This window comes from Cellulomonas endophytica (genome assembly GCF_004123805.1).
Lineage (GTDB): Bacteria > Actinomycetota > Actinomycetes > Actinomycetales > Cellulomonadaceae > Cellulomonas > Cellulomonas endophytica.
Window position 1 is genome coordinate 1 of record NZ_RWJX01000006.1, and the last position, 17,315, is coordinate 17,315.

General features: G+C 78.2%; 16 protein-coding genes. 8 read left to right on the forward strand and 8 right to left on the reverse strand.

The window, feature by feature from the left end; genetic code table 11:
• Positions 1–169 precede the first annotated feature (169 nt).
• Positions 170–1,504 (reverse strand): GNAT family N-acetyltransferase, encoded by a 1,335-nt coding sequence (locus EJA20_RS03015; RefSeq protein WP_129336704.1) that lies wholly within the window; start codon positions 1,502–1,504, stop codon positions 170–172.
• Positions 1,505–1,597: 93 nt separating this feature from the next.
• Here EJA20_RS03015 and EJA20_RS03020 point away from each other — a divergent pair, with 93 nt between their 5' ends.
• Positions 1,598–2,275 (forward strand): uridine kinase family protein, encoded by a 678-nt coding sequence (locus tag EJA20_RS03020; RefSeq protein ID WP_205687336.1) that lies wholly within the window; start codon positions 1,598–1,600, stop codon positions 2,273–2,275.
• Positions 2,276–2,330: 55 nt separating this feature from the next.
• Here the strand turns inward: EJA20_RS03020 and EJA20_RS03025 are convergent, their stop codons facing one another.
• From EJA20_RS03025 to EJA20_RS03035, 3 genes are read right to left on the reverse strand one after another with little or no spacing between them, the layout of a single operon-like run.
• The gene (locus EJA20_RS03025; protein WP_129336705.1) at positions 2,331–2,960 is read right to left on the reverse strand and encodes a GyrI-like domain-containing protein; all 630 of its coding nucleotides are present in this window, start codon (positions 2,958–2,960) and stop codon (positions 2,331–2,333) included.
• Positions 2,957–3,334: a cupin domain-containing protein gene (locus EJA20_RS03030; protein ID WP_129336706.1), complete on the reverse strand. Its 378-nt coding sequence runs from the start codon at positions 3,332–3,334 to the stop codon at positions 2,957–2,959. Before EJA20_RS03030 ends, EJA20_RS03025 begins: the two co-directional genes overlap by 4 nt.
• Complete coding sequence (locus tag EJA20_RS03035; RefSeq protein ID WP_129336707.1) at positions 3,327–4,229, reverse strand: alpha/beta hydrolase; 903 nt, start codon at positions 4,227–4,229, stop codon at positions 3,327–3,329. The genes EJA20_RS03030 and EJA20_RS03035 overlap by 8 nt, the downstream gene beginning before the upstream one ends.
• A gap of 119 nt (positions 4,230–4,348) precedes the next feature.
• Between EJA20_RS03035 and EJA20_RS03040 the strand changes: the two genes are divergently transcribed.
• Together EJA20_RS03040 and EJA20_RS03045 are read left to right on the forward strand one after the other, a co-directional pair.
• Positions 4,349–4,771, forward strand: coding sequence for an SRPBCC family protein (locus EJA20_RS03040; protein WP_129336708.1), 423 nt, complete (start codon positions 4,349–4,351; stop codon positions 4,769–4,771).
• 25 nt (positions 4,772–4,796) lie between these two features.
• Positions 4,797–5,495 carry a M23 family metallopeptidase gene (locus EJA20_RS03045; RefSeq protein ID WP_129336709.1) on the forward strand — a complete coding sequence of 233 codons (699 nt, stop codon included), beginning with the start codon at positions 4,797–4,799 and terminating at the stop codon, positions 5,493–5,495.
• On the opposite strand, the gene EJA20_RS03050 is transcribed toward EJA20_RS03045, so the two are convergent.
• A complete protein-coding gene (locus tag EJA20_RS03050) occupies positions 5,496–5,879 on the reverse strand; it encodes an MGMT family protein (protein WP_129336710.1) in 384 nt (127 codons plus the stop codon). It lies immediately after the preceding gene.
• Positions 5,880–5,992: 113 nt separating this feature from the next.
• Between EJA20_RS03050 and EJA20_RS03055 the strand changes: the two genes are divergently transcribed.
• Positions 5,993–7,108 carry an LLM class F420-dependent oxidoreductase gene (locus tag EJA20_RS03055; protein WP_129336711.1) on the forward strand — a complete coding sequence of 372 codons (1,116 nt, stop codon included), beginning with the start codon at positions 5,993–5,995 and terminating at the stop codon, positions 7,106–7,108.
• Here EJA20_RS03055 and epsC read toward each other — a convergent pair.
• From epsC to EJA20_RS03070, 3 genes are all read right to left on the reverse strand, one after another.
• A complete protein-coding gene (gene epsC / locus EJA20_RS03060) occupies positions 7,099–7,680 on the reverse strand; it encodes a serine O-acetyltransferase EpsC (protein ID WP_129336712.1) in 582 nt (193 codons plus the stop codon). The genes EJA20_RS03055 and epsC overlap by 10 nt on opposite strands.
• A gap of 96 nt (positions 7,681–7,776) precedes the next feature.
• Positions 7,777–8,712, reverse strand: a complete 936-nt coding sequence (gene cysK, locus EJA20_RS03065) for a cysteine synthase A (protein ID WP_129336713.1) — start codon at positions 8,710–8,712, stop codon at positions 7,777–7,779.
• A 476-nt stretch (positions 8,713–9,188) separates the two neighbouring features.
• The gene (locus EJA20_RS03070; RefSeq protein ID WP_129336714.1) at positions 9,189–9,479 is read right to left on the reverse strand and encodes a hypothetical protein; all 291 of its coding nucleotides are present in this window, start codon (positions 9,477–9,479) and stop codon (positions 9,189–9,191) included.
• Between the two features lie 188 nt (positions 9,480–9,667).
• Here EJA20_RS03070 and EJA20_RS03075 point away from each other — a divergent pair, with 188 nt between their 5' ends.
• The 4 genes from EJA20_RS03075 to EJA20_RS03090 all read left to right on the forward strand — a co-directional run bounded on the left by EJA20_RS03075 (position 9,668) and on the right by EJA20_RS03090 (position 17,158).
• Positions 9,668–12,112, forward strand: a complete 2,445-nt coding sequence (locus tag EJA20_RS03075; protein ID WP_129336715.1) for a beta-galactosidase — start codon at positions 9,668–9,670, stop codon at positions 12,110–12,112.
• Positions 12,113–12,212: 100 nt separating this feature from the next.
• On the forward strand, positions 12,213–15,248 hold the full coding sequence (locus EJA20_RS03080; RefSeq protein ID WP_129336716.1) for a DUF5107 domain-containing protein: 3,036 nt from the start codon (positions 12,213–12,215) through the stop codon (positions 15,246–15,248).
• Between the two features lie 83 nt (positions 15,249–15,331).
• Complete coding sequence (locus EJA20_RS03085) at positions 15,332–16,105, forward strand: group II truncated hemoglobin (RefSeq protein ID WP_129336717.1); 774 nt, start codon at positions 15,332–15,334, stop codon at positions 16,103–16,105.
• Between the two features lie 39 nt (positions 16,106–16,144).
• Positions 16,145–17,158: a LacI family DNA-binding transcriptional regulator gene (locus EJA20_RS03090; protein ID WP_129336718.1), complete on the forward strand. Its 1,014-nt coding sequence runs from the start codon at positions 16,145–16,147 to the stop codon at positions 17,156–17,158.
• Positions 17,159–17,315 lie beyond the last annotated feature (157 nt).

The window sequence follows — 17,315 nt, forward strand, 5'->3', positions numbered from 1 at the left end:
CGGGTCGCGGGGCACGGGCCGGGACGCTAGCCCAGGCCCGGCCGCACGCGCCCGACCGCCCGGCCCGCAGGCGCCGGACGCGGCACGACGGGCCGTGCCCGCCCCGCCGCCCCCGGGCCGCCCGCGGCCCGGTCCTGCGTCAGAGGACCCTGCGTCAGAGGACCCTGCGTCAGAAGACCCAGCTGCAGAGGGGCGCGACCGGCCAGCCGGCGGCGAGGTCCAGGGCGCGCAGCGCGGCCGCGTCTCCCCGGACCAGCCCCGCGGCGGCGAGGGCCGTGAAGGACCGGCCGCCGAGGTAGGCGGCGCCGAGCTCGCGGACGTCGAGCCGGACCGCGGCCTCGGCGTCGGTCCGCTCGAGGACCGCCGGGCGGGTGCCGTCCGCGGCACCCTCGCCCGTGGCCAGCCGCCACCGGCCGGCGTTGGCGGGGAGCAAGGCGTCGGTGACCTCGAGGACGACGTCCACGGGTGCGCTCCAGCGCCGGGCCGCGAGCGCCGTGGGCAGGTCGAGCAGCCGCACCCAGAGGTTGTCCGACAGGGTGCCGCGCCCCCGCGGGTCGACGAGGAGGGCGGCCAGCGGGTCGTCGAGCGCGAGGGACGGCGTCCGCACGGTGGCGGTGAGGTCGAGGTCGAGCAGGAACGACCACACGCGGTGCGCGGCGGCGGCGTCGAGCGCGCCGACCTCCTTGACGCGCACGGACGCCGCGGGGCCGGTCGGCTCCCACTTCTCCGTGCGGGCGAAGAGCGCGTAGCCGCGCGGCTCGCCGTCGGCCGTGGCGACGGTGAGCAGCAGCAGCGCCTCGGCCCCGTGCCGCCACTCGACGGGGTCGACGAACACCCGCTGCCGCAGGACGTCGGAGTCGCGCGTCATCCAGCCCGGGCGGTGCGCCCCGGCCCGGTGCAGCCGCTCGACGAGCTCGCCGTCGTGCGCCCCGTCCGCGCGGCGCAGGTGCACCCGCAGGTCCGCCGATCCCGGCACGTCCCGCAGCCGCGCCCCGCGCGTGAGGTCCCACGTGACGGAGTCGGCCGCGGAGCCGTACCCGAAGCGGCCGTAGATCGCCGGCTCGGCGGCCCACAGCGCGGAGACGGGCTCGCCGCGCTCGAGGCTGCGCTCGACGTGCGTGGCGATCATGCTCCGCAGGAGCCCGCGGCGGCGGTGGTCGGGGCGCACGCCGACCCACGTGAGGCCCGCGCACGCCACGTCGCCGCCGGGCACGGGCATGCGGAACGCGTAGGAGCCGTGCACGGCCGCGAGGCCGCCGTCCGGCCCCTCGACGCCCATGGCGCGGTCGACCGGCACGGTGAACGGCAGCTGGGCCTGCAGCTCCGGCGTCGTGGCCATCGCGAACGCCAGCGCGTCGACCGCGAGGTACTCCTCGACGCGCTCGGCCGGCACGGGCACCGTGCGGTACCCCTCCGGCAGGGCGTGCGGGCGGACGGTGGGGACGTCCTGCGAGGGCGTCCCGGTACCGGGAGCGGCGGCGGTGGAGGTGTCGGTGGCGACCATGGCGCCATCGTGCCGTCCCCACGGGGCCCCGGGCACCACCTTTCCGGCAGGGGGACCGGGGCCGGCGGGAGGCCGTGCGGCAGGATGTCGGCCGTGCCGATGCTGCTGCCCACGGGCGAGCCCGCCGCGACGGGGTGGAGGGTCGTCGACGAGGCCGCGCTCGTCGCCCGGGTGCTCGAGGCCGCGGGCGAGCCGGCGGGCCGGCCGCGGGTCGTCGCCGTCGACGGGCGGGGCGGCGCCGGCAAGTCGACCCTCGCCCGGCGGCTGGCCGCGGCGGTCCCGAGCACGGCGGTCGTGCACACGGACGACCTCGCCTGGCACGAGGCGTTCTTCGGCTGGGGCCACCTGCTCCAGGGGCTGCTCGAGGCCGTCCACCGGGACGGCGCCGGGCGGCTGCGGCCTCCGGCGTGGGAGCGGCGGGGGCGGCCGGGTGCCGTCGAGGTGCCCGCGGGCACGTCGCTCGTCGTCGTCGAGGGCACGGGCGCCAGCCACCGGGAGCACGCCCACCTGCTCGACGCCACGGTGTGGGTGCAGTCCGACGCGGCGGAGGCCGAGCGGCGCGCGATCGACCGCGACGTGGCGCAGGGCGTCAACGGCGACCGTGCCGCCGCGGTCGCCTTCTGGGACGAGTGGATGGCGCACGAGCTGCCGTTCTTCGCCGCGCAGCGCCCCTGGGAGCGGGCCGCGCTCGTCGTCGCCGGGACCGCGCCGGGGCCGCTGCCCGAGGGCGCCATCGCCGTCGTCGCCGGGCCCCTGCCCGCCGCGGCCTGAACCGCCGCACGGGCCGTGGCCCGGGCCTCCCGCCCTGCCGCACCAGCACCCGGGCTCACCCGGCCGCGTCGGCCGTCCGGCGGACGGGCTGGCGCAGGATCGTGCGCAGCCGCTCCGGCGCCGTGCGCCGCGGGTCTCCGAGGTAGACCTCGTGGTGCCGGCCCGTCGGCACGAGCCCGTGCTCCGGCAGGAACCGCCCGTGCAGGTCCGCGAGCACGGGGCCCTCGTCGTCGTACGGGCCGACGTGCAGGGTCTGCACGCACAGCCCCTCGTCGAGCCCCAGCACGTGCAGCCGGTCGAGGGGCAGGACGGGCGAGCGCGCCGCGACGGCCGCCCGCGCCGCCGCCACGTGCTCGTCGCCCAGCCCGTCCGGGACGAGGACCAGGAGCGTCCACGACCACGCGCCCTTGTCCCGCCGGTCCGTGAAGGACACCGGGTCGTCCGCCCACCAGAGCCCCTCGAGCGGCGGCACGACGTAGTCCGCGCCGAGCGCCTCCCGGCTCACCGCCCGCAGCGCGTACGCCACGGGGTAGAGCAGGGCGACCGCCTCCGCGTACGCCGGGACGGTGTCCGGGTCGCCCCGCCCGTCGACGGCGAGGTAGCGCGCCGGGGGCACCTCGAGCACGCGCGGCTCACCGCGCCGGGCGGCGTACCGGTCGAGCGTCCGCCGCAGGTCCGTCCTCACCTCGCCCGGCCGCGCTCGTCGGTCCGGTCCTCCTGCACGAACACCGGCGAGGCATGGATGCACACCATGCGCAGGCGCCCGGACCCCGTGTTCGTGAAGGCGTGCCAGGTGCCGGGCTGCACGACCGCCGTGTCCCCGGCCTCCGCCACGACGACGACGTCGCCCCGGGTGATCGTCGCCCGGCCCTCGAGGACGGTCCACGTCTCGGTGTAGGGGTGCCGGTGGAGGCCGGGCCCCTGCCCCGGGTCGTCGTCGACGAGGTAGAAGCTGACGCCCGACCCGTGCGCCGCCCCCTCGAACCGCAGCGTCCGGCTGCCCGGCGCACGCAGGGTCTCCGCCCGGACGACGGCGGCGGCGTCGTCGCCCTCAGGCATCGCCGGCCAGGACCGCGCGCAACGCACGGGCGAACTCCACCGGCCGGCCGGTCTGCCCGTACTCGCCGCCGAGGAAGCCCGCGTGCCCGCCGGGGAGGACGACGGGCGGCCGGCCGAGCGCCGCCGCGAGCGCGTGCCCGCCACGCCCGGCCATCTCGCCGTCGTCGGGGCCGCCGGACTCCTCGCCCACGGCGACGACGACCCGCGTGCGCGCGGCGCGCAGGGCCTCGAGGTCGGGCGTCCACCCCACGCCGCCGCCGCGCATGTTGGCCATGAGCGGGTCGTCGCGCGTGCCGTCGTCCGTGGTCGGCAGGCCGAAGGCCGCCGGGTCCGGGGCGGGCCGCGCGCGGAAGTCCGCGTCGACCGGACCGCGGTGGGACACGAGGGCGATGAACCGCGCCATCGCGGGCCCGGACCCGCCGGCGTCGTAGGCCGCCAGGATGTCCTCCGTGGCGGCCCGCACGCCGTCGGCGTCGGGGAGGAGAGCGGCCAGCGGCGGCTCGTGCGCGACGAGGAGCCGCACGTCGTCGGGGTGGGCGGCGACGAGCGCGAGGCCGTTCGTCGCCCCGCCGGACGAGCCGAACAGGTCGACGGGACCGTCCCCCAGCGCCTCGACCACGGCGTGCAGGTCCTCGGCGTGCTGCTCGACGGTGACCGCGGCGGACGGGTCGTCGCGCTCGCTGCGGCCGGTGTTCCGCGGGTCGACGAGGACGACGAGGCGGTCGGGGAAGTGCGAGGCGAGCGTGCCGAAGCCCGTGCTGTCCATCGGGGAGCCGACGAGGAGCAGGGGCGGGACGCCGGGGGTGATGGCGGCGGCGTCGCCGAGGCGGTACGTGGCGATGCGGGCGCCGCGCGCGGGGACGAGGACCGGCTCGGCGGCGGTGGTGGTGGTCATGCGCGGGTAGACCGCCGGCCGTCCGACGACTCATCGGGCGCCCGCCCGACGGGGCGGGAGGGCCCGGCGGTCCGTCCGTCGGCCTCGTCCCCCAGCGGCCCCGGTGGCAGGCTGCGGGGATGGTCCACGAGTCCCGGCACGTCGCCGTCCACGTCGCCCGCCCGCTCGACGAGGTGTGCGCCTTCGTCGCCGACCCCGCGCACCTGCCGTCGTGGGCACCGGGCCTCGGCACCTCGGTCGAGCACCGGGACGGGGAGTGGTTCGTCGCGACGCCGCAGGGGGAGGCGCGCGTGACGTTCGCGCCGCCCAACCCCTTCGGCGTCCTCGACCACGACGTGGTCACGCCCTCGGGGGAGACCGTGCACGTGCCGCTGCGCGCGCTGCCCGACGAGGACGGGTGCGAGGTGGTGCTCACCGTCCGGCGCGCGCCCGGCATGTCCGACCAGGAGTTCGAGCGCGACGTCGCGCTCGTCACCGCCGACCTCGCCCTCCTGCGCACGGTGCTCGAGGGGTCGTCGCCGGACGAGACCCCGTCCGGCTGAGGGGTCGCGGGTTTACCGTGCCGGGATGGTCGTGCTCGCGCTGCCGTTCGCGGGACGGTGGCGGGTCGAGAACAGCCCCGCCCGCCGCGTCCCGAGCCACGGCACCGACCTCATGGGGCAGCGGTACGCGATCGACTTCGTCGGGGTCGACGCGCGCGGCCGCTCCTCGCCCGTCCGCGACCTGCGCACCGTCCTGGGCACGGAGCCGCCGGAGCGGTTCGTCGGGTTCGGGCGCCCCGTCCTCGCGCCCGGCGACGGGGTCGTCGTCGTCGCGCACGACGGCGAGGCGGACTACGCGGCGCGCCGCTCGCCGCTGACGCTGCTGCCGTACGCCCTCGGGCAGCCGGGGCGGCTGCGGGCGGGGACCGGCGCGGTGGCCGGCAACCACGTCGTCCTGGCGCTCGCGGACGGGGGCCCCTTCGTGGCGCTGGTGCACCTGCGGGCGGGGTCGCTCCGCGTGGCCGTCGGGGACCGCGTGGTGACGGGGACGGCCCTGGGCGCCTGCGGCAGCTCGGGGAACTCGACGCAGCCGCACGTGCACGTGCAGGTCATGGACGACCTCGACCTGGCCCGGGCCCGGGGCGTCCCGTCGGTGTTCGCCGGGTTCCGGGAGTGGCCGCGGCACGGCGGGGGAGCGGTCGTCCGCGACGTCGGAGTCCCGGCGGAGGGCGCGGTGGTCGAGGCCCTCGGGACCGGCCCCGGGGCGGCGTGGCAGGAGAGGTGATCAGCCGTCGTGCGGGTCGTCCCCGGCCGACCCCCTCGTGGGGTCCGCGCCGGTCGGCGGCGGCGGGAACCACCCGGCGGTGCGCAGGGCCACGCGGGTGCCGTCGGCGACGAGCGGCGTGGCCTCCTCGCGCAGGTGCCCCAGCGCGCGGGACGCGTGCCGCGCGGGCGGGCGGCCCGAGGCGTCGACGACGCGCCACCACGCGACCCCGGAGCCGGCACGGGCGAGCACCTGCCCGGCCTGGCGGGGCCCGCCGCGGCGGGTGGACCCGGCCGCCTCCAGCCGCTCCGCCGCCGCCTCCGCCACCGCGCCGTAGGACATCGCGCGCCCCGACGGGATGCCGGCGACGACGTCGAGCACGGCCTCGAGGTACTCCTCGTCCACGGCCGCGACCCTAGCGCCGCCGCGACGGCCGACCCTCCGCCGCACCGGTGGTGGGGCGGCCCGCTACGGTGGCGGCCGGCGCGGCGAGGGCGGGCGCCGGAAGGGGCGTCGACATGGACGGACGGCAGGCAGGACCCGCGCTGGGGTACCACACGGGCTACTGGTCCGCGGGGCCGCCGCCCGGCGTCGCCGAGGCCGTCGCGGGCGCGGACGCGCTGGGGCTCGACTCCGTCTGGACCGCCGAGGCGTACGGGTCGGACGCCTTCACGCCCCTGGCGTGGTGGGGCGCCGCCACGTCCCGGGTGCGGCTCGGCACGGCGGTCGCGCAGCTCGACGCGCGCACCCCGACCGCCACCGCGATGGCGGCGATGACGCTGGACCACCTCTCCGGGGGGCGCGCGGTCCTCGGGCTGGGGGCCTCCGGCGTGCAGGTCGTCGAGGGCTGGTACGGCCGCCCCTACGCCAGGCCGCTGGCGCGGACCCGGGAGTTCGTCGCCGTGGTGCGGCAGGTGCTGCGGCGGGAGGCCCCGGTGCAGGCGGCCGGCGACTTCTACCGCCTGCCCCTGCCCGAGCCCGAGGGCAGCGGGCTCGGCCGCGCGCTGCGGCCCACGCTGCACCCCCTGCGGGCCGACCTGCCCGTGCTGCTGGCGGCGCAGGGCCCGCGCAACGTCGCGCTCGCGGCGGAGATCGCCGACGGGTGGCTGCCGCTGTTCGTCACGCCGTCGTCCGACGCGGCCGTCCGCGAGCAGCTCGCCGACGGCTTCGCACGGCGGGACCCGCGCCTGCCGCCGCCCGAGGCGTTCGAGGTCGTCGCGACGCTGCCCGTGGCGCTGGGCCCGGACGTGGAGCGGGCCGCGGACCGGGTCCGGCCCTCTGTCGCGCTCTACGCCGGCGGGATGGGGGCCCCGGGCGCCAACCACCACCGGGCGGCCCTGGACCGGCTGGGGTACGCCGACGCCCTCGACGAGGTCGAGGCCCGCTTCCGCGCCGGTGACCGCGCCGGGGCCGCCGCCGCCGTCCCGACGGAGCTCGTCCGGGAGGTGGCGCTCGTCGGGACCGCCGCGGACCTCACGGAGCAGGCACGCCGGTGGCGGGGGTCCGTCGCGACGACGCTCGCGCTGCAGACGGACCCGGGGGACCTGCCGGACGTCGTCGCGGCCCTGCGTCGCGCGGGTTTGGGCGCCGCGGGCCCGGGCGCCGCCGGCCCGGGTGCCGGGCCTCAGATGTAGATCGCCGGGTCGTCCACGTCGGCGAGCAGCGGGGTCACGGGGCGGCGTCGGATCGTCGCGGGCACGCCGACCGCGGTGCTGCCGGCCGGCACGTCACGGATGACGACGGCGTTCGCGCCGATGCGGGCGTCGTCGCCGACGGTCACCGGGCCGAGGACCTTGGCGCCGGAGCCGACGACGACGCGGTCGCCGACGGTCGGGTGCCGCTTGCCGTGGCGCATCGACGTGCCGCCGAGCGTGGCGCCGTGGAAGAGGACCACGTCGTCGCCGACCTCGGCCGTCTCGCCGATCACCACCCCCATGCCGTGGTCGATGAAGAGGCGGCGGCCCAGCACGGCGCCGGGGTGGATCTCGATGCCCGTGGTGGCGCGCGCGGCCTGGGACAGCAGGCGGGCGGCCAGCTGCAGGCCGGGGCGGTGCCACAGCCGGTGCGCGGCCCGGTACGCCCACACGGCGTGCACGCCCGGGTAGCCGAGGGCGACCTCGAGGAGGCTGCGTGCGGCCGGGTCGTGGTCGCGCGCGGCCTGCAGGTCCTCCCGCAGCGTCGCGCGGAAGGGCAGGTGGTGGGACATGCAGGGGGCCTCGGATCGGGAGGGGCGGACGCCGGTCCGGCCCCGGCGCGGTGCCGGGGCCGGACGGGCGGTGGTGCGCGGGACGGGGGCGGCCCGTCAGTCCATGAGGTCCTGGTAGAGGATCGTGGACAGGTAGCGCTCCCCGAAGGACGGGACGATGACGACGATCGTCTTGCCGGCGTTCTCGGGACGCTGCGCGAGCAGGGTCGCGGCGTGCAGCGCGGAGCCCGACGAGATGCCGACGAGCAGGCCCTCCTCGGCGGCGGCGCGGCGGGCGACCTTCACCGAGGTCTCGGCGTCGACGTCGATGATCTCGTCGTAGACCTCGCGGTCGAGGATCTCGGGGACGAAGTTGGCGCCGATGCCCTGGATCTTGTGCGGGCCGGGGGCGCCGCCGTTGAGGATCGGCGACTCGGCCGGCTCGACGCCCACGACCTGCACGCCCGGCTTGCGCTCCTTGAGCACCTGGCCGACGCCGGTGATGGTGCCGCCCGTGCCGATGCCCGCGACGAAGATGTCGACGGCGCCGTCGGTGTCGGTCCAGATCTCCTCGGCCGTCGTGCGGCGGTGGACGGCCGGGTTGGCCTCGTTGGCGAACTGGCGGGCCAGGACGGCGCCCGGGCGCTCGGCGGCGATCGCCTCGGCCTGGTTCACCGCGCCGCGCATGCCCTCGGACCCGGGCGTGAGGACGAGCTCGGCGCCGAAGGCCCGCAGCAGCGCCCGGCGCTCCTTCGACATGGTCTCCGGCATCGCGAGGACCACCTTGTAGCCGCGCGCCGCGCCGACCCAGGCGAGGGCGATGCCCGTGTTGCCCGAGGTCGCCTCGACGATCGTGCCGCCGGCCGTCAGCTGCCCGGAGGCCTCCGCCGCGTCGATGATGGAGACGCCGATGCGGTCCTTGACCGAGTTGGCGGGGTTGTAGAACTCGAGCTTCGCCAGGACGGTCGCCGGCGCGCCGTCCGTGATGCGGTTGAGCCGCACGAGCGGGGTGTTGCCGATGAGCTGGGTCGCGTCGTCGTAGATGCGGGCCATGGCGTCTCTGTCCTCCTGGGACCGGTCGGGGCGGTGGTCGTCGTGGACGGCCGGCCCGGGACGTGGGTCCGGGAGGGGTGCGACGGGGCCGTCCGCGGGGCGAGCGCTGGTGCGGGTGCGTCGCAGGGACGGACCCGCCCTCGGACGAGGGCGTCCAGCGCTCTAGGGACAGCGACACGGGCGGGCGACGACCACGTCGTCCGCCTGCGACGGCACGGCCACGAGGGACCGGAGGGTGCGGTGCAGCACGCCTGTCCCCTCCTCGCCTGTCCCGGACCGTCGCCGTGGGCGCGACGACCGTACCCGTAACGCCTCGGGCGCCGCAAAGAGTCCCACGACGAGTCCCACGACCGGGTGAGGACCCGGGGACCACCGGACGGCGCGCCCCGGGAGGCAGGTGCGTGCCGCTGCACGGGGAACGGGTGCGCGGGGGTCCGGGGCGCGCCGGACCGTCCCGCGGCGCCCCGGGGACGTGCTCAGCAGCAGGGGCGCACGCGCTCCCGCAGCGCGAGGACGGCGCCCTCGTCGAGCACCGTCACGTCCTTGGCCGTCTGCATCCACACCGCGTCGCTCATGACGTGGCCCGCCACGTGCTCGACGACCCACAGGCCCGCGTCGGGTCCCGACCCGGCGACGAGGTGCCAGGTGCCGACGCGCCCGGTGGCGGCGTCGACGCCGCGCAGCGTCTCGGTGGCCGTGGCGGTGGCGGTGACGGCGGCGGGGTCGGTCGCCGCGACGGGCGGGGTCGCGAGCAGGGTGGCGCTCATGGGGGGCTCCGAGGGCGGGAGGACCGGTGCCGACGGTCGTCGACCCCTCCTCATCGACGCGGGGAGGGCACCCCTTGAGTCGCTGCGCCCCCGGGCGCGGGACGTCCCCAGCCCCGGCGCGGTTTCGTCCAGGGTCTGCATCGACCCGGCTCCTGCGCGCCGGCGTGGGCGGACCCTACGGTCGTCGCATGCTCACCGCAGAGACCGCCGCCGAGGGCGTGCCGGGGACGACCGGGCCCCGCGCGCCCGGGCCGGCCCGGGGCGCACGCCGCCTCGTCGTGCCCGTCCCGCCCGCGCCGCGCCGCGGCCACCTCCCGCTGGGGGAGCCGGCCGGGACGCCGGACCGGATCGAGGTGACGAGCGGCTGGTTCGAGCGGGCCGGGCGGCCCTGGTTCCCGGTCAGCGGCGAGGTCCACTACGCGCGGGTGCCGCGGGAGCGGTGGTCGGACGTCCTGGGGCACGCCCGCGCCGGAGGGCTCGACAGCGTGGCGACCTACGTCCTGTGGCAGGCCCACGAGCCCGAGCCGGGGGTGTTCCGCTGGGACGGGGACCGCGACCTGCGGGCCTTCGTGCTGCTCGCGGCCCGGCACGGGCTGGACGTCGTCGTGCGGATCGGCCCGTGGGCGCACGGGGAGGCCCGCCACGGCGGCTTCCCGGACTGGCTCGTGGGGCGCGACGACGTGCGCCCGCGCACGGACGACCCCGCCTACCTCGCGCTCGTGCGCCGGCTGTACGCCGAGACGGCCGCCCAGCTCGAGGGGCTCAGCCACACCGACGGCGGGCCGGTCGTCGGCGTGCAGGTGGACAACGAGCTGTACGACCAGCCGGGCCACCTGGCGACGCTGCGGCGCACGGCGGAGGAGCTGGGGCTGCGGGTGCCGCTGTGGACGGCGACGGGGTGGGGCGGGGCGCAGGTGCCCGGGACCCTGCTGCCCGTCTACAGCGCCTACCCCGACGGCTTCTGGGAGGAGACGACGACCGGCTGGCCGCCCTTCGCCCCGGTGCACTTCCGGTACAGCAGCGTCCGCGACGACCTGTCCGTGGGCGCCGACCTGCGCGAGGCGCTCGACGGCGTGGTCCTCGACCCCGCCGTGCCGCCGCGCCAGGACGACGACGCGCTCCCGTACGCCACCTGCGAGCTCGGCGGGGGGATGCACGTGGCCTACCACCGCCGCCCGCTCGTGCAGCCCCTCGACGTGGCCGCCCTCGCGCTGGCGAAGATCGGCAGCGGCTCCGTCTGGCAGGGCTACTACATGTACGCCGGCGGGACGCAGCGGGTGGGCGCGCACGGCACGGAGCAGGAGTCGCAGGCCACGGGCTACCCCAACGACGTGCCGACGCGCACCTACGACTTCCACGCGCCGATCGGCGAGCACGGGCAGGTCCGGCCGCACCACCACGCCCTGCGGCGCCAGCACCTCTGGCTGGCCGCGGACGCCGCGCTCGCGGCGATGCCGGCGACGATCGGGGGCGGGGGCGAGGACCCGGAGGAGCTGCGGTGGTCCGTGCGCTCGGACGGGCACCGCGGCTACCTGTTCCTCACGACCTACCAGCCGGCGCACACCCCGCTGCCCCCGCAGCCCGGGGTCCAGGTCGAGGTCGTCCTCGGGGGCACCCCGCTCACCGTGCCGTCGGCGCCGGTCGACCTGCCCGCGGGGGTCAGCGTCGTCTGGCCGCTGCGCCTGCCGCTGACGGACGCGCTCGTCCTGCGCAGCGCGACGGCGGGGCTGCTCACGCGCCTGGACGCCGAGGACGCCGCCGACGCGACCGGGGACGTCGACCCGCTGGTCGTGCTCGTCGCGACGGACGGGGTGCCCGTCGAGCTCGTGCTGGAGGGCGACGTGCCGGTGGGGGGCGCGGGCCGCGGCGCCGCCCGGGACGGGACGACCGTCGTGACGCTGGCCGACGCCCCGGGGCCCGGGACCGTCGTCCGGCTGCCCGGCGTCCGGGTCCTCGTGGTCGACGAGGCGTCCGCCGACCGGCTCCACCGCCTCCACCTCGGCGGCCGCGACCGCCTCGTGCTGGCCGACGCGCCCGTGCACGCCGAGGACGGCGCCCTCGTCGCCCACCCGACCGGTCCCGTGTCGTCCGTGTCCGTGCTCCCGGCGCCGGCGCGGCTCGTCGGCGAGGGCGTGACGCCGGCGGCGTCGACCGCGCCCTGGACGACGTGGACGCTCACGACCCCCGACGCAGGGGCCCGCCGGCTCGTCGCGGACCTGCACCCCGTCGCACCGGCACCCCCCGCGCCGACGCGGGGCGGGCCGATGGACCGCCTCGCCGCCCCGACGGACCTGTCGGGCGCGGCCCGCGTCGACCTCGCCGTGCCCGACGCCCTGCTCGCCGACGTCGACCGCGCGCTGCTGCGGATCACGTGGACGGGCGACGTCGGCCGCCTGCTCGTCGGCGAGGAGGTGGTGGGCGACCACTTCTGGCACGGCCGCGTGTGGGACGTGGACCTGGCGCCCTGGCGCGACGAGGTGCGCCGGCACGGCGTCCGGCTCGAGCTCCTGCCCTGGCGCCGGGCCACGGGCGTGTGGGTCGACCCCTCCGTGCGGGACGTCCCCGACGGCATCACCGTCGCGGCGGTCGACGTGGTGCGCGTCCCCCGGGTCGTCGTGACCCTCGAGGACTGACCCCGCCTCCCTGCAGCGGCCGTGGCCACGACCGCCCCGGCACCCCCGACGGCATCCCGACGACCCGCCCTCCCCCCGACGACCCTGCGAGGACCGCACCATGACCACCGACCAGCACGCCCCGCCCGCGCCGGCCCTGCCCGGCGCCGTCGACGCCGCTGCCGCCGCGGCGGTGGACGCGCGGCCGCGGATCACCCTGCCGGACGCCCCCGCGCACCTGGCCGCGACCCTCGCCGCCGGGGGCGCCGTGGCGTGGTCCGAGCCGCTGACGATCCGCACGTACGAGGCGGGCGAGCCGAGCCCGTACCCCATGTTCCTCGACCACCGCGTCTACCAGGGCTCCAGCGGCGCGGTGTACCCCCTGCCCCTCGTGGAGAGGGTGGCCGACGAGGGCGTCGACCGGCCGTGGCAGGCGGTGCACCTGGAGAACGCGTACGTGCGGCTCGTGGTGCTGCCCGAGCTCGGCGGGCGGATCCACGTGGGGTACGACAAGACCACGGGGTACGACTTCTTCTACCGGAACGACGTCATCAAGCCGGCCCTCGTGGGGCTGGCCGGACCGTGGATCAGCGGCGGGGTCGAGCTCAACTGGCCGCAGCACCACCGGCCGGCCACGTACCTGCCGGTGGAGACGCACGTCGAGACCGACGACGACGGCACGGTCACCGTCTGGTGCGGCGACCACGACCCCTTCGCGCGCATGTCGGCGCAGCACGGCGTGCGGCTGCGCCCGGACAGCTCGCTGGTGGAGCTGGCGGTGCGGCTGCACAACCGGACGAGCGAGCGCCGCTCGTTCCTGTGGTGGGCCAACGTGGCCGCGCGCGTCCACGACGACTACCAGTCCTTCTTCCCGGAGGACGTGCGGTACGTCGCGGACCACGCCCGCCGGGCGCTGACGGCCTTCCCGCGCGCGGACCGGCCCTACTACGGGGTGGACTACCCCGCGCTGGCGGCGGAGCACCCCGGCGCGGACCGGATCGACTGGTACCGCAACATCCCCGTGCCGACCTCGTACATGGTCGTCGACTCGCAGGAGAGCTTCTTCGGCGGCTACGACCACGCCGCGGGCGCGGGGTTCGTGCACTGGGCCGAGCGGCGCCTGTCGCCGGGCAAGAAGCAGTGGACCTGGGGCGACGCCCCGTTCGGGCACGCCTGGGACGACCAGCTCACGGACGGCGGCGGGCCCTACGTCGAGCTCATGGCCGGGGTCTACACCGACAACCAGCCGGACTTCTCCTGGCTGCTGCCGGGCGAGACGAAGGTGTTCACGCAGCACTGGTACCCCGTCCCGGCGATCGGCCCGGCCCACGCGGCCACCCCCGACGCCGCCGTGCACGTGGACCGCACGGGCGGAGCGGGCGGAGCGGGCGGAGCGGGCGGAACCGGCGAGGTCGTCGTCCGGGTCGCCGTCACGTCCCCGCAGCGGGGCGCCGAGCTGCGCGTCCTGCGTGCGGGCGCGGTGGTGGCGCGCCGCGTGCTCGACCTGCGGCCGGGCGAGGTCGGCACCCTCGGGGCGCCGGGCGGTGCGGGCGAGGACCTGCGGGTCGAGCTCCGCGACACGCACGGCCGCGACCTCGTCTCCTGGGCCCCCTCCCACCCCGCCGACGGGACGCCCTGGGTCGCCGACGAGCCCCCCGCGCCGCACGCGGTCGGCTCCGTCGAGGAGCTCTGGCTGACCGGCGTGCACCTGAGCCAGTACCGGCACCCGACGCGCTCGCCGCTGCCCTACTGGCGCGAGGCGCTGCGGCGCGACCCCGGGGACGTCCGCACGAACCTCGCGCTGGCCGACCACGACCACCGCGCCGGCCGGTACGCGGCGGCGCTGGCCCGCGTCGAGACCGCCCTGGGTCGCCTCCAGCGCCGCAACGCCAACCCCCTCGACGCCGAGGGCCTCTACCTCGCGGGCCTGCTCCTGGCCCGCCTGGGCCGGGGCGAGGAGGCCGAGCGGGCGTTCGGCAAGGCCGGGTGGGACGGCACCTGGGCCGCGGCGGCCGGGCTGGAGCTCGCCCGGTCCCTGGCGCGCCGCGGGCGTGACCGGGCGGCGCTGCGCGTGCTGGACACGCTCGACGGCGTGGTCGGCCACGACGTGCGGCGCACCGCCGTGCGGGCCGTGGTGCTGCGCCGCACGGGCCGGGCGCAGGAGGCGGCGGCGCTCGTCGACGCGGCCCTGCGCGCCGATCCGCTGGACGCCACGCTGCGGGTCCTGGCCGACCGGCGCCCGCCGACGGACGCCGGCCTGCTGGTGGACGTCGCGGGCGACCTGGCCCGGGCGGGGGAGCCCCTGGCCGCCGTCGCGCTGCTGGAGCGGGCGGCGGCGGCGCCGCCGACCCCGGCGGGCAACGTGCGCCCGGTGGCGCTGTACACGGCGGCGGAGCTGCTCGACGAGGCGGGCCGCCCCGGGGCCGCCGAGGCGCTGCGGGACCGGGCCCGGGCGTCCGACCTCACCTGGGCGTTCCCCCACGGGCTCGACGCGCACGACGTGCTCCGGCGGGCCGTCGAGGCCGCGCCCGAGGACGCGGTGGCCCGGCACCTGCTGGGGTTGCTGCTGTACGCGCACGGACGCCGACGCGAGGCGCGGGACCTCTGGGAGCGGGCCCTCGCCCTCGGGCTGCGGCACCCGGTCCTCCTGCGGGACGCCGGGCTGGCCGCCTACGCGGTCGCCCACGACGACGCGCTCGCCTGGCACCGGTACGCCGAGGCGGTGGCAGCGGCGCCGGAGGACGCGCGGCTGCGGTACGAGCAGGACCAGCTCGCGCTGCGGCTGGGCCACGGGCCGCAGGAGCGGCGCGCCCGCCTCGAGGCCGTCGAGCCCCTCGTCCTCACGCGCGACGACCTCACGGTCGAGTACGTCGGCCTGCTCACGGCCACCGGGGCCGCCGAGCGCGCGCGGGCCATCCTCCTCGGCCGTCGGTTCCACCCCTGGGAGGGCGGGGAGGGCCGGACGCTGGCCGCCTGGGACGCGGTGCACGACGCGCTCGGGCTGCCGCGCACCGACCCCCCGGCCGGCCTCGGCGAGGCGCGCCCCCGCTGGACCGCGCCCGCCGCGGTCCGCCCGGACGGCTCCACGGACTACTTCGCCACGAGCCTGCCCGACCTGCTCCTGTTCGTCCGGGAGAGCGAGGACGACGAGGGCTGAGGCGGCGGCCGCGACGCCGCCGGCACCGGCCCGCGCCCGGGAGGGGGCTGCCGCGGGCGGCGCCGGGCTCCTAGGGTCGGTGCATGACCGTCGAGTACGTGCGGTACCGCGTCACAGGTGACGCGCAGGCGTTCGAGGACGCGTACGCGCGCGCCGCCCGGTCGCTCGCGCAGGCGCCCGAGTGCGTCGACTACGAGCTGAGCCGGTGCACGCAGGACCCGGCGGCGTACGTCCTGCGCCTGACGTGGACGTCCGCCGCCGGGCACCTCGAGGGCTTCCGCCACGGGCCCCACTTCCCGCCCTTCCTCGCGGAGATCCGGCCCTGGGTCGACGACCTGGAGGAGATGCGCCACTACGAGCCGACCGCCGTGGCGGGGTCCGGGGGCGCCGTGCCGACGCTGCACGCCTGGGCCGGCGGCGCCGGGGCGTTCGAGCGCCTCACGGAGGTCTTCGACGGCAAGGTGCTCGCCGATCCCGTCCTCGGCCCGGTGTTCGCGGGCATGGACGCCTCGCACCCGCGGCACGTGGCGCTCTGGCTGGCGGAGGTGTTCGGCGGCCCGCCGCGCTACACGGCCGAGCGCGGCGGGTACCCGGCGATGCTCGGCCACCACCTCGGCCGGGGCATCACGGAGGTCCAGCGGCGCCGCTGGGTCGACCTGCTCCTGGACGCCGCCGACGAGGCGCGCCTGCCCGACGACCCCGAGTTCCGGGCGGCGTTCGTCGGCTCCGTGGAGTGGGGCACGCGGCTCGCGGTCGCGAACTCCCGCCCGGGCGCCGCGCCGCCCCGGGAGGCACCCGTCCCGCGGTGGGGCTGGGGCGTCGCGCCGCCCTACAGGGACGGCACCCCGGCGGGCTGAGCCGCCGCCGCGACGGGCCGCCGGTGCGATGATCCGCCCGTGAGCACCCCGGGCGCCCGGCCGACGCTGCTCGACGTCGCGCGGACGGCGGGCGTGTCACGGGCGACCGCCGCGCGGGTGCTCGCCGGCAGCGGGACGGTGCGGGAGGACATGGCGTCCCGCGTCCACGCCGCCGCCGGCACGCTGGGGTACCTCACGAACCCGGTCGCGCGCGCCCTGCGCCGCGGCCGCACGGGCGCGGTGGCGGTCGTCGTGCCCCACAGCGCGACGGGCGGCCTGGCGGCACCGTTCGTCACGGACCCCGTGCAGGGCGCCTCGACGGTGCTCTTCGAGCGCTCGCTCCAGCCCGTGCTGCTGCTCGACGACGGCCGCAACACCGACTGCCTGGTGCACCACCTCCTGTCGGGGTTCGTCGACGCCGCCGTCGTCATCCCGCTGGGGGAGTCCGAGGCGCTGTTCCGCGAGCTGGGCGCCCTGCGGGTGCCGGTCGTCTTCGCCGGGCACCCGAGCGCGGACGTGGAGGGCCGGCACTTCGTCGACGCCGACAACCTCGGGGGCGCACGGGCCGCGGCCCGGGCCCTCCTCGAGGCCGGCCGGCGCCGCATCGGCATGCTCGCGGGCCCGGCCGCCTACGAGCCCGCCGTCGACCGCGAGCGGGGGCTGCGCGAGGAGCTCGCGGCGTGGGGCGTGCCGGCGCCCACGGTCGTGCGCGGCGACTTCTCCCTGCCGTCGGGCGTGGCCGCCTGCGAGGGCCTGCTGCGCCGCCTGCCGGACGTGGACGGGGTCTTCGCCGCCTCCGACCTCATGGCGGTCGGCGCGCTGCGCGCCCTGGCGGCGAGCGGCCGTCGCGTCCCGGAGGACGTGTCGGTCGTCGGGTTCGACGACACGGTGGTCGCGGCCACGTCCGAGCCGCCCCTGACCACGGTGCGGCAGCCCCTGCGCGAGATGGGCGCGCGCGCCGCCCGCATGGTCCTCGAGCTGCTGGAGCGGGGCGCGCTCGACGAGCCGCACGTCCTCCTCCCCACGGTCCTCACCCGCCGCGGATCCGTCTGAGCCGGCCGGGGGAGGGCGCCGTCGCCGCCGTGCGACCGCTTTACAACGGCCGGGGCCTGCGGCAGGCTCTCCCGTCAGAGATCGATCTCCGGCCTGCGGGCCCGCGACCGGTCGCGACCGCCCTGCCCGACGACGTGCACCTCGGCTGACCGCACCC

Coding starts and splice junctions, on each gene's coding strand:
- EJA20_RS03030 (WP_129336706.1), bottom strand. CDS start 3,334: ATGCCTGAGGGCGACGACGCCGCCGCCGTCGTCCGGGCGGAGACCCTG.
- epsC (WP_129336712.1), bottom strand. CDS start 7,680: ATGTCCCACCACCTGCCCTTCCGCGCGACGCTGCGGGAGGACCTGCAG.
- EJA20_RS03070 (WP_129336714.1), bottom strand. CDS start 9,479: ATGAGCGCCACCCTGCTCGCGACCCCGCCCGTCGCGGCGACCGACCCC.
- EJA20_RS03080 (WP_129336716.1), top strand. CDS start 12,213: ATGACCACCGACCAGCACGCCCCGCCCGCGCCGGCCCTGCCCGGCGCC.
- EJA20_RS03085 (WP_129336717.1), top strand. CDS start 15,332: ATGACCGTCGAGTACGTGCGGTACCGCGTCACAGGTGACGCGCAGGCG.
- EJA20_RS03015 (WP_129336704.1), bottom strand. CDS start 1,504: ATGGTCGCCACCGACACCTCCACCGCCGCCGCTCCCGGTACCGGGACG.
- EJA20_RS03035 (WP_129336707.1), bottom strand. CDS start 4,229: ATGACCACCACCACCGCCGCCGAGCCGGTCCTCGTCCCCGCGCGCGGC.
- EJA20_RS03075 (WP_129336715.1), top strand. CDS start 9,668: ATGCTCACCGCAGAGACCGCCGCCGAGGGCGTGCCGGGGACGACCGGG.
- EJA20_RS03055 (WP_129336711.1), top strand. CDS start 5,993: ATGGACGGACGGCAGGCAGGACCCGCGCTGGGGTACCACACGGGCTAC.
- cysK (WP_129336713.1), bottom strand. CDS start 8,712: ATGGCCCGCATCTACGACGACGCGACCCAGCTCATCGGCAACACCCCG.
- EJA20_RS03045 (WP_129336709.1), top strand. CDS start 4,797: ATGGTCGTGCTCGCGCTGCCGTTCGCGGGACGGTGGCGGGTCGAGAAC.
- EJA20_RS03040 (WP_129336708.1), top strand. CDS start 4,349: ATGGTCCACGAGTCCCGGCACGTCGCCGTCCACGTCGCCCGCCCGCTC.